Raw genomic sequence first — 11,216 nt, forward strand, 5'->3', positions numbered from 1 at the left:
AAACGGCGGGGCCACAGCCCCTGAAAACTGCCCAACACTCAGAACAAGCACCGTTGCAGTACTAAGTAGTACGCCGAAGGGCGGCAGCCACGTTCGTACGCCAATGCTGTCCGACCTGCCGTGCAGAATGGCGTTCGCACACATCTCGGAGACGACGAGCAGCACGGTGTCGACCAGGTCGTCCGGCATCCGGCGGTAACGGCACCAGGCCCGCGCGACCCGCCGTGCCTCTCTGACGCTCGCCGCAGCCGCCGGCATCGCGATGTCGAATCCGTCCGTCACGAGGTATCGGACAGGAACAAGAAACGACGCCGCCGACAGGCTCGACAATCCGGCAGGTTCTAAGGGCATTGTGGTGACTCCCTGGCTTCTGTGCTCGGTTGAGCACTCTCAGCGAAGTAGGCGATCAGAGTTCACCCACCCCAGGTAGCTCCGCCATGACTTGCGGCGTGGCTTCTTCGGTGCTCCCGGGCGACTGAAGTGGCCTCGGGGTAGCTTTGAAGTGGCTTCTGCTCGGGGGAGGTTGCCCCTGGCAGTATTGGCGGTATCCCCTTCCAGAGAAGGGATCGATTCGTAGGCCGACCGCCTGCGTCTCGCAGACTGGGGGCGGAATGAGGACTGAGCCGAGGACGCTGCTCGCATGGCTGTGCGGCCGGGACAAGGTCACCTACCGCCGCTTCGCGCAGGACTTCACCAAGCACGGTGGGCGGATCTTCGGGAACGGCAGTGCCAGTCCGACATGCGGCGAGACGCAGTTCCGGCGGTGGACGGGCGGTCAGTTACAAGGGCTGCCAGTCCCCGAGGCCTGCCAGATTCTTGAGGCAATGTGGCCGGGCTACACGGCTGAGCAGCTCTTCGGACCGCCTCCGAAGACAGATCCCCAGGCACCCGCGAATGACCTGGAAGAACGAGTTCGAATGACCGCAGAAGAAGCCCTTGAAGGCGCCGACGCTACTGCTTCGGCGTCCATCTCCGACAACTCTATTGACGAACTACGCGACCAGGTGGAGACCGAAGCCCGCAGGTATCACCTGATGCCGCCCGCGGAGGCCTACGAGAGCGTCGACCGGCTGCGCCTGGCGATCGAACGGCAGCGGGACCGGACGCAGGTTCCCGTCCAGCAGCAACAGCTCATGATCCTGAACGGGCAGGCCGCCGCCCTTCTCGCGGTTGCCGCGTTCGATCTCGGGTACTTTCCGAGTGCCCGGAGCCTGGCGCGCACGGCCGCTGTGTTCGGCGAGACAACCCGCTTCACGCCGTTGCAAGCCTTCGCTGACGGCACGCTCGCTTACATCGCCTACCACACGGGCAATGCCACTGAGGCGGTGGCGAAAGCCGCCCGTGCTCTGTCCTACGGAGGTCTTGGCGACATGGCGCACCGACGGCACCAGGCGATCAAGGCCCGGGCCCATGCTCACCTGGGCGATGTCGACGCAGCACGAAAAGCGATCTTGCTGTCCTCTCAGGATGGTCAGGGCCACCGGGACGATCTACACGACGGGGTAGGCGGTGAGTTCGCCTTCTCCCTGGAACGCCTGGCCATGTCCACCAGCACAACGGCTCTGGTCATCGGCGACGCCGCGCAGGCCGAAGCCGACGCGCGGCGCGCCCTGGAGCTCATCGCGCAGCGGCCGAGTGAGGAGCAGTCGGCCCATGTGCGGGCAGGTGCGGCTGCCGACCTCGCCCACGCCCGCCTCATGGCAGGGGACGTGGACGGCGCGGCCGAGGCGCTGCAGCCGGTGTGGAAGGTTCCCGCGGAGAAGCGGCAGACGGGCATCGTCGTCCGCACGGCTCGCATCGGAAGGCACCTGAACCGGCCCGAGTACCACGGCTCTTCGGTCCCCAAGGAACTGCGGGAGCGGATCGAGGACTTCAACCGCGTTTCCCCACCGCACCGCATCGGCCCGCACATCGGGCTGCTCGCGATCGAGAGCTGACCTACAGAGAGGCGAGGATCTTCGCCTCTTTCTCCGAGGCGATCCCGTGTTCCGCCCACCGTGGGTGGTCCACGGGACGCCCGTCCCCGGCCCACCACCGCCACGTCTCCCGGATGGTGTCGGCGAGCGGTCGGCACCGAAGCCCCGCAGCCACCGCACGGCTGGAATCAACGGCCCACACGCCCGCGTGAGTACGCCACAGGGGCAGCTCCGTCCACTGCTTCACGCCCTGCTCGATCAGCACCGCCGGGTCGACCCATACCGGTGCCCCGGCACCGCCTGTCTCGGCGAGACAGGCTTCGAGGAAGCCGCGGAAGGTGACGCCTTCGGGGTGGGTGACGTTGAAGCCGCCTCCTGACGAACTCGCCGCTTGGTCGAGGGCGAACCTCGCCACATCTCGAACGTCTACCGGTTGGATGCGCTGCTCCGCCGGGGCGGGAGCGAGGATACGACCGCCGCGCTTGGCTCGCTCCAGCCACCAGGGCAGTCGGCCGACGTACTCGCCAGTGCCCAGGATCACCCCGGGGCGCAGCAACACCGAAGCGCTGCCGAACACTTCGGTCACGGCGCGCTCCCCGCCGGCCTTTTGGAACCCGTATTGGGTGGGGGAGCCGTCCGGGCCGGTGTAGCCGTAGGACTCATCGGCGTCCGCCGGGCAGTGGAGTAGCGGTGAGGTATCGGTGAGCGGCTGGTGGGGCCATCCCTCATACACGGACACTGTAGAGACGTGCACCCACCGGCGGGCGGCCGGGCGCAGCGCGGTCGCGGCCGCCAGGACGTCGCGCGGAGCTAGTTCGGAGCTCGATGTGTCGATCACGGCATCCCAAATCCCATGCTCGGCAAGGCGTCCCAGGTCGACGAGGCTCGTACGGTCCCCGTGAATTGCCTCTACGCCGTCTGCATCGCGGCCGGAGCGCCCGCGGTTGAAGGTGGTGACCTCCCACCGTCGCGCCAGTGCGCCCTCCACGATGTGCTTGCCCAGGAACCATGTCCCGCCCATGACCAGAAGTCTCATGGGATGATCCTGCCGTGCGGCCGGAGGCTGGGGGAAGCAGCCTCGGCCGATACTGCTGACCCGTCGTTGAGCGGAAGCGTGTCAATATTCCGCCGCTGCCGCATTCCTCAGCGGATCTTCTGCTGCTCAAGCCATTTAAGGACCTCAGTCTTCTTGTACAGAACCTTGGCGTTTCGGCCTTTACCGAGCTTATATCCCTTTAGTCCAAGTTTGGCGGCTTCTCGGTAGATCCAGCTTGCCGACATGTTCAGCATCGCTGCGAGCTCATTGGTATCTATGAGGACCGGCTCCACTCGGCGGGTCGTTCGAGGATGGGTGGGCGAGGGCTGGATGCCATCAGGAGGGCTGTTCGTGGCGTCGAGCATCGGAGTCCTTTGGATGAATATCGGACAACATCTTCCGCAGTGCGCTACTGCCACGTATCGCACCTTGGCGACACCTATGTTCCGGAGCATCCCCGGTTTCCATAACCGGGGATTCGCTGCTATATACGGTCGGTTCGCCAGCAGGTTCGATGTCCATGGCGGTCGGTCTACGGGTGTTGGGCGGATTGGTTCGCCGTGAGCCGGAATCGGATACGTCTTCACAATCGTCGGTGAGCTGTCCAACTGAGATGCGGCGGAAGCCGTCGTGAGAGCGCAGATGGGCCCGTCCGGAACCGGAGGAAGAACGTCGACCTACGGTCCGGCGCTGTCTGCCAGACGGCTCACAGCCACTCGTTGAGGATCTTGGCTGCTCTCGTGATGGAGCCCGGCAAGAGGTGCCGGTAGATCCGGTAGGTGACCTCGATTGATTTGTGTCCCATCCACTCCGCGACATCAGTGATGGGGATGCCGTGGGTAAGGCAGTTCGATGCGAAGTAGTGACGGAGAGAGTACATCGTGTACTTGACCTCTACACCGGACCGTTCGAGACACCTGTCCCATCGCCACCGCAGGGTCTGTTTCCCGTAGAAGTAATGCTGCATGTGCTGGTTGCCGGAGCCGTTTCCCTTGACAAGAAGATATCCGTTCTTGTCGGTACCGTATTTATCGGCAAAATGCGAGACGAAGTCGTGGGTCTTTCTGGGGAGCGGCACTTCGCGGAATTCTCCCCGCTTGCGGTGCTTCAGCGGTGCGGGCTGGACCTTATTGCTGTGGATCTGCTCGTTGATCCGGTAGACATCGTCAGCGACAATCGACTTGATGTTTGCGGCATGAGCTTCTCCGTTGCGATGGCCGCACCCGGACATGAGTTCAATGGCAAGTCGAAGGTCGTCGTCCTCGGCCGCGTCGCGGATGGCATTGAGCTCTTTGAGGGTCGGAATGATCACCTCATTCGGTACATAGTCGGGAGGGGCGATGTCGAGGAAGGGGTCCAGTGTGATTGCACCGCGATGACGTGCCGCGTCGATGACGAGTTTCAGGACAAGGTATGCGTTTTTCTGGCTGGCCAAGCCAACCTTGTCCAGTTCCATTCCGTTGAGCCAGTCCTCGATCACTCCGGGTGTGAATGTGCCGACGCGGCGACTCCCGACGTGCGGGTTGATCTGTGTCTTGAGGCCGCGCTCGTACTGGTCGACGGTGTTGGACTCCAGGCCGCGCTTCCGATTCGAAATGTACCGAGCCGCGAAGTCCTCGAATCGCATCTCGGCTATCTCCTGGGCTTCTGTGTTACCAGTCTTGAGCGGCCCCTTCTTCGCCTGGTAGATCTCGTTGAGTCGAGCCGTCGCCTTGTCCTGGGTGGCGTAGCCGGCCTCTTCACGCTGCCGACCTGTGGCATCCCGGTACCTGATCTTGTAAGGGTGAGGGCACTTGGACCAACGGCTCGGGGGATGTTCGCATTCCTTGAAAAAGGTACCCATGCCGCGGGTGAGGGTCTTGGTGGCCATTGCTTGGTTTCTCCAGGGGTGGGGTCGATTTGCTTTGAGGGGAGGGGCTGACTTGAATTGGGAGGGTGCAGATGGGAAGTCAGGTCTGGTTCAAAGGTGTTCCATTGGCGATGAACGCTGATGTGGATAAAAGCCATGGTCCGGGGAATCCCCGATTTCCGTAACCGGGGATCGCGTGCTATGCGTGACCGCTGCCCCGGGCACAGACCTGTTCGGAGCCGGCTGCCGCCCATGCGAGCTGTCGGTTCAGGTGAGGCGGCTTGGGGTGTAGGGCTAGCTGTCGAGGAAGATGGCCACCGCAGTGAAGGCGAACCGTCGGTAGTTGGGATGGACCCGTCGAGATGTGGCATCTCTTCGCTACGCCACGACGGCGCACCGGCCTTCTAGCGCGATCGGGGTGGCGACGACCTCTGTCATCGGCGGGTGACAGGCTGATGCTGACTCTTTGCTGACCCCCTCCCGGCTGTCAGCCTCTTGACCTGCAAGAACCGCTGCACTGCATCATTCATGATCCTCTGGGTGACCTTCCTCGCCGAACTGCTCTACGGGCTCCTCGGCGTCCTCACGCCCGGCCTGCTGGCGCTTCGGCTCGCCGAGACCGCGGTGGGGGCCCTCGGCGCCGTACTCGCCGTGCTGTTCGTACTGCCGGTCACCACCCACCTCACCACCGACGCCTGGATCCAGCGCGCCCTGCGCTGCGTCCACGCCTGCACGGCGGAGGCCGCCGCCGGGCTCGCCGGCGCCGCCGCCGACCCGGCACCCCGGGTGGCCGAACTGGAGCAGCTCCTCGGCCGGGTCCGGCTCTCGGTCGCCCCGCTGATGCACCCGCTCAACCCGATGCGCGGCCGCAAGCGTCGCGCCCGCCGCGTCCTCGCCCTGCTGGACGACTGCGCGCGGGAGATCCGCGGCCTGGTCGCGGTGGCCGCCGACCCGGAGGCCTCGCACGACGCCCGGCTGGCCGCCGCCTGCTGGCGGGTCGAGGCCGCCGTCGAGGCGCTCACCAGGGGTTCGGAGCACATCACCGCCCCCGCCGAGCCGCCCGCCGAACCCGCCCTGGCCCACCTGCACGGCCTGGAGCGCGCCCTGTCCGAACTCGCCGAGCCGCTGCGCACCCCCTCGGGCTCGCCCCTGGTCGGCGCCTGAGACGCGCGGCCCCGCACATCCTGGTCTAGACCGCAAGCTGCTACCGTCGGCCCCGGACCGGCTCGTACCGACTCGTACCGGCTCGTGGCGGCTCGCAGGGATCGGCTCGCAGCGATAGGGGACAGCGGTGGCAGACGGCGGCAGGCGGCGAAGGGCGTTCATCGGGTCGTTCACGGCGGCGGGCGGCCCCGGGGTCGTCACGGCGGCGGTCCGCCCGGACACCGGCGCCCTGGCCCTTCTGGAGAGCGTCGACGGCGTCCCCGACCCCTCGTATCTGGCGCTGGCCCCCGGCGGGCGCACCCTGTACGCGGTCAGCGAGACCGCCGACGGCGCGGTGGCCGCGTACCACGTCCACGACGACAAGCCACGGCTCGCCGGGCCGCCGGTCCCGGTCGACGCCAGTGGCCCCACCCACCTCAGCGTCTTCGACGGCCATGTCCTGACCGCCGACTACGGCTCCGGCAGCGTCACCGCCGTCCCCGTCCGCGGGGACGGCACCCTCGCCGCCGCCCCCTCGGGGCAGCTGCGGCACACCGGCTCGGGTCCGCACGAGCGGCGTCAGCGCGGCCCGCACGCCCACCAGGTGCAGCCCGACCCGAGCGGCCGCTGGGCGGTCAGCGTCGACCTGGGCACCGACTCGGTCCGGGTCTGCACCCTGGACGCGGGCGCCCCCGTCCTGCACCGCGAGTTCGCCCTCCGCCCCGGCTCCGGCCCCCGCCACCTGGCCTTCCACCCCGACGGCCGGTACGCCTACGTCGTCAACGAACTCATGCCGACCGTGACCGTCTGCCGCTGGGACGGCGGCACCGGCACCCTCAAGCCGCTGACCGAGACCCCGGTGCTCCCCGGCGCCCCCGCCGGCGACGCGTACCCCTCCGGCATCGCCGTGTCCCCCGACGGCCGCTTCGTCTGGACGGCGACGCGAGGGGAGGACGTCCTGACGACGTTCGCGGTCGAGGAGGACCACCTGCACCTGGCGGGGACGGTGCCCTGCGGGGGCCACTGGCCACGGGCGCTCACGGAGTCCGGCGGTTTCCTGTACGCCGCCAACGAGCGCTCGGGAAACATCACCTGGTTCGCGGTGGACCAGGTCACCGGCCTGCCCCGCTACGACGGCTCGGTGGAGGTCCCGGCGGCGTCCTGCGTCGTCTTCGACTGAGCCGCACCTGCCAGGCGCCCCGCCGAAGCGCCCCGCAAGGGGCGCGGGGAACTGCGCGCCCAGCCCTCACGGTCCGCAGCCGTGAACCGGCCGCACCACCCCGGAAAAACCCGACGGCCCCCTCTCCGGGAAAGGGAGCCATCGGCGATGTCGGCTGTCAGCGAACCGGTGCACCCTGCGGCTGCTGCGGAGCGATGCCCAGCGCCGTCGTGTACTTGGCCAGCGCCAGCTTGCCGATCGCCGGGTACGGCCCCAGCGGGTCGGCGGTGGCGCAGCCGGCCTCCTCTGCGGCCGCGGTCACCAGCGCCGCGTCGATCTCCGGCCCTATCAGGTAGGGCGCCAGCGCCAGTTGCTGCGACCCCGACCCGCGCAGCTGCTCCGCGACGGAGGCGATCGAACCCTCCTGGTCCAGCGCGGCGGCCATCACCGGCACGGCCAGCCGCGCGGCGAGCAGCATGCCGGTGATGCCGGCGGCCTGCACAGCCTCGTCGCCGCCCACGGACGCGAGGATGATGCCGTCCGCGGCCGTCGCCACGGTGAACAGCCGGGCCCGGTCCGCGCGGGCCAGACCCGCCTCGGAGAGCCGCACGTGCAGCGCCTCGGCGAGCAGCGGGTGCGGGCCGAGGACGTCGGTCAGATCCGCGGCGACCCGGCTCTCCATGACCGCCTGGCGGACCTGGCGCAGCAGCGCGCTGTCCGGACCCGCCAGCAGCGGTACGACGACGGCGACGGGGCCGTCGGGGGCCTTGATCCCCTCGACGCCGGCGGCGACGGCCTGCTCGTAGCGGGCGGTGCGCTCCTCGGCGGCACGGGCGAGGACGGACTGGAGGGTGGGGAACTCCGCGTCGTCCCCGTCCAGGTACGCGATGCGCGCGTCCAGGCCGGGCAGCTCGGAACGGGCGATGCTCACGACCTCCTCGGCGAGGCCGCGGGTGGCCGCGCTGGGCGCACCCGGCACCGCGAGGACGAGCGCGGGCGCGTCCTCGGGAGCCACCAGCGGCTCGGGGCGGCGGTGCCGTCCGGGCTGGCGGGGGCGCGGCATTCGTACTGGCAGGCCGGCGGGCCCAGTGGGGGAGCTCATGGCGCCGCATGTTACTGGCTATCTGGGCTCCCTTGTTCGGGGAGGGTGCAGGTGAGCGGTATCCGTCCGGTTTTGTCTGATGAGTTACGCATGATTCAGAGGTGATCCCGTCACCTGTCGGGCACTTCGTGTGCCAGCGGGATCAATCCCCTTTTGTGTGTACAAGTTTTATGTGCACAACAGAGAGTAGCTTTTCATCACCCGGCAGGGTGAGTCGCCGCGGTGAGGGCGACCCGGAGCCGCCCTCGTCGGTCACGGCAGACGCCAGTCCACCGGCTGTCCCCCCTGCTGGATCAGCAGGTCGTTGGCGCGGCTGAACGGGCGGGAGCCGAAGAAGCCGCGGTCCGCCGACATCGGCGAGGGGTGTGCGGACTCCACCGCCGGCAACTGGCCGAGCAGTGGGCGGAGGTTGCGGGCGTCGCGGCCCCACAGGATGGACACCAGCGGCTTCCCGCGGGAGGCCAGCGCCCGTATCGCCTGCTCGGTGACCTCCTCCCAGCCCTTGCCGCGGTGGGCGGCCGGGCTGCGCGGGGCCGTGGTGAGCGCCCTGTTGAGCAGCAGCACGCCCTGCTGGGTCCAGGGGGTCAGGTCGCCGCTGGACGGCTGGGGCAGGCCCAGGTCGGTGTTCAGCTCCCGGTAGATGTTGATCAGGCTGCCCGGCAGCGGGCGTACCTCGGGCGCGACCGAGAACGACAGGCCCACCGCGTGCCCCGGGGTGGGGTACGGGTCCTGGCCGACGATCAGGACGCGGACGTCGTCGAAGGGCTGCTGGAAGGCCCGCAGGACGTTCGGCCCGGCCGGGAGGTAGGTGCGTCCCGCGGCGATCTCCGCGCGCAGGAAGTCGCCCATCGCGGCGATCCTCCCGGCGACTGGTTCCAGGGCTTTCGCCCAGCCCGGTTCGACGATTTCATGCAAGGGTCGTGGTGCCACGGCGTCACCCTACTGCCGTACACGGGTCGGCGATCAAGCTGTGGCCGTCGGACGACCGGGGATGACCGGACCGGCGCCCCGGATGACAGAAACCTCCCTCCTTCCGGGGAACTGGCCTCAGGCGACGACCGCCGCCCGCACGCACAGCACGTCCGGCAGATGGGAGAGCAACTGGCGCCAGCTGTCACCGTCGTCGGCCGAGGCGAAGACCTCGCCGTTGCGGTTGCCGAAGTACACTCCGGCCGGGTCCGCGTCGTCCGTGCAGAGCGCGTCGCGCAGCACCGTGCCGTAGTGGTCCTCCGGCGGCAGCCCCGCCGACAGCGGCTCCCAGGTACGGCCCGCGTCGGCCGTACGGAACACCCGGCAGCGGTGCCGGGCGGGCACCCGGTCCGCGTCCGCGTTGATCGGGAAGACGTACGCCGTGCCGCCGCGGTGCGGATGGGCGGCCGCCGCGAAGCCGAACGTGGACGGCAGCCCCTCGCCGATGTCGGCCCAGTGCGCCCCCGCGTCGTCGCTGCGGTACACCCCCCAGTGGTTCTGGAGATACAGCCGGTCCGGACTGCCCGCGTCCTGGGCGATCTTGTGCACGCACTGGCCGAACTCCGGGGCGGGATCCGGCAGGAACACCGCGGAGACACCGGAGTTGGACGGCGTCCAGCTCGCGCCGCCGTCACCGGTGCGGAACACGCCGGCGGTCGACACGGCGACCGTCACCGCCCTCGGGTCGCGCCGGTCGGTGACGACGGTGTGCAGGCCCTCACCGCCACCGCCCGGCACCCACCTGTCCCGCGTCGGGTGCTCCCACAGCGGCCGGACCAGTTCGAAGCTCTCCCCGCGGTCCTCGGAGCGGTACAGCGCGGCCGGTTCGGTGCCCGCGTAGACCACCTCCGGCTCGGCGGCGGCCGGGTGCAGCTGCCAGACCCGCTCCAGCGAGGCACCGGTGTCCTTCGGGAACCGCACGGCGGGCCGGGCCGGCTCGGTCCAGGTGCGGCCCAGGTCGTCGGAGTGGAACACCGAAGGGCCCCAGTGCGCGCTGTCGCCGCCCGCCAGGAGGCGGGGCCGCTCGCCCCGGGTATCGATGGCGACCGAGTAGATCGCCTGCGCGTTGAAGCAGGGGCCCTCGTCGAACCGCCAGTCGCCACCTCGCCGCCTCCCGAGGAACAGGCCCTTGCGGGTCCCCACGGCGAGCAGTACCTCGGTCATGCCGACCACCTCCATGACGCCTTTGTCACCGCCTGTTTTCAGACACCGGCCAGTCTGCACCCCACCACTGACAGTCACCCTCGGGACGGTGTCGGCGCAGGTCGGAGTCGCCGTGTCGGCCCGTCGAACAAGCCGACGGCACACGTTCCGGAAGACGCCTGCGCGAGCGGGGCCGATCGTGCGACCGTCGACACGGAGTTCGCCGTGAGCAACGGGGCGGCCGCTCCCGTATGGGAGGGCGGTCCGGGCTGTCCGTGCGCGCGTGAGGAGGATGCCTTTGAAGGCGTTCCGTGGTCCGAAGGTCTGGCTGTGGCGCTGGCGGCGCAACCCGCTGAAGCGACGTGCCGACACGATGGAGGCCTGGGTGCTGCTCGGCGCCTGGCTGCTCACCCTGCTGGCCGGGGTGCTCGCCGGGCTCGCGGCGGCCCGGTCGGTCGAGGACGGGCTGGCCCGCGAGCGCGTCGAATGGCACCCGGTCGTGGCCCATGTCATCGACAGGGCCCCGGGGTCGGCGGGCGTGAAGTCCGAGTCCTCCGACGGGGAACGGGTCTGGACCAGAGTGGGCTGGACCGTCGCCGACGGCTCCGCGCACACCGGTCAGGCGCGGGTCCCGGCCGGCAGCAGGGCCGGCACCCCGGTCACCGTCTGGACCGACCCCCAGGGGCATCTCGTCACCCGGCCCGCCACCGCCGCCGAGGCCCACTTCCGCTCGGCGCTGATCGGCGGCCTGGTCGGACTGAGCGCGGCCGCCGTCCCGTTCGTCGCCGGGCTCGTGGCGCGCGGCCGGCTGGAGCGGCGGCGGATGGACCGCTGGGACGCGGAATGGGCCCGGCTCGGACCGCAGTGGGGCCGGACGGCCGGCTGACGCCCGCTCCACG

Annotated in this window: 10 protein-coding genes and 1 pseudogene; 4 read left to right on the forward strand and 7 right to left on the reverse strand. The window is 69.2% G+C overall.

From position 1 onward, the window contains the following. Positions 1 to 330: ATP-binding protein (locus tag IEZ11_RS16400; RefSeq protein WP_229713062.1), on the reverse strand; the 330-nt coding region annotated here is incomplete at its 3' end. 281 nt (positions 331 to 611) lie between these two features. Here IEZ11_RS16400 and IEZ11_RS16405 point away from each other — a divergent pair. After that, entirely contained in the window at positions 612 to 1,937 is a 1,326-nt protein-coding gene (locus IEZ11_RS16405; protein ID WP_189263499.1) for a DNA-binding protein, read from the forward strand. A gap of 1 nt (position 1,938) precedes the next feature. Here the strand turns inward: IEZ11_RS16405 and IEZ11_RS16410 are convergent, their stop codons facing one another. From IEZ11_RS16410 to IEZ11_RS16420, 3 genes are all read right to left on the reverse strand, one after another. Then, entirely contained in the window at positions 1,939 to 2,952 is a 1,014-nt protein-coding gene (locus IEZ11_RS16410) for an NAD-dependent epimerase/dehydratase family protein (protein WP_189263500.1), read from the reverse strand. 107 nt (positions 2,953 to 3,059) lie between these two features. Beyond that, positions 3,060 to 3,317 carry a helix-turn-helix domain-containing protein gene (locus IEZ11_RS16415; protein ID WP_189263501.1) on the reverse strand — a complete coding sequence of 86 codons (258 nt, stop codon included), beginning with the start codon at positions 3,315 to 3,317 and terminating at the stop codon, positions 3,060 to 3,062. Between the two features lie 341 nt (positions 3,318 to 3,658). Further along, a complete protein-coding gene (locus IEZ11_RS16420) occupies positions 3,659 to 4,822 on the reverse strand; it encodes a tyrosine-type recombinase/integrase (protein ID WP_189263502.1) in 1,164 nt (387 codons plus the stop codon). A 501-nt stretch (positions 4,823 to 5,323) separates the two neighbouring features. Between IEZ11_RS16420 and IEZ11_RS16425 the strand changes: the two are divergent. Then, positions 5,324 to 5,965, forward strand: a pseudogene (locus tag IEZ11_RS16425) (FUSC family protein); the annotation flags it as partial. A 127-nt stretch (positions 5,966 to 6,092) separates the two neighbouring features. Next, entirely contained in the window at positions 6,093 to 7,124 is a 1,032-nt protein-coding gene (locus tag IEZ11_RS16430) for a lactonase family protein (protein ID WP_189263504.1), read from the forward strand. 157 nt (positions 7,125 to 7,281) lie between these two features. Here IEZ11_RS16430 and IEZ11_RS16435 read toward each other — a convergent pair whose 3' ends face one another. From IEZ11_RS16435 to IEZ11_RS16445, 3 genes are all read right to left on the reverse strand, one after another. Next, positions 7,282 to 8,205, reverse strand: coding sequence for a sirohydrochlorin chelatase (locus IEZ11_RS16435; RefSeq protein WP_189263505.1), 924 nt, complete (start codon positions 8,203 to 8,205; stop codon positions 7,282 to 7,284). 252 nt (positions 8,206 to 8,457) lie between these two features. After that, positions 8,458 to 9,135 (reverse strand): uracil-DNA glycosylase, encoded by a 678-nt coding sequence (locus IEZ11_RS16440; RefSeq protein ID WP_189263506.1) that lies wholly within the window; start codon positions 9,133 to 9,135, stop codon positions 8,458 to 8,460. A 117-nt stretch (positions 9,136 to 9,252) separates the two neighbouring features. Next, positions 9,253 to 10,338, reverse strand: coding sequence for a WD40/YVTN/BNR-like repeat-containing protein (locus IEZ11_RS16445; protein ID WP_229713064.1), 1,086 nt, complete (start codon positions 10,336 to 10,338; stop codon positions 9,253 to 9,255). Positions 10,339 to 10,609: 271 nt separating this feature from the next. Here IEZ11_RS16445 and IEZ11_RS16450 point away from each other — a divergent pair, with 271 nt between their 5' ends. Continuing rightward, positions 10,610 to 11,203: an Rv1733c family protein gene (locus tag IEZ11_RS16450; protein WP_189263508.1), complete on the forward strand. Its 594-nt coding sequence runs from the start codon at positions 10,610 to 10,612 to the stop codon at positions 11,201 to 11,203. The last annotated feature ends 13 nt before the right edge of the window (positions 11,204 to 11,216 follow it).

The sequence above is a fragment of the Streptomyces fuscichromogenes genome, assembly GCF_014645815.1.
Lineage (GTDB): Bacteria > Actinomycetota > Actinomycetes > Streptomycetales > Streptomycetaceae > Streptomyces > Streptomyces fuscichromogenes.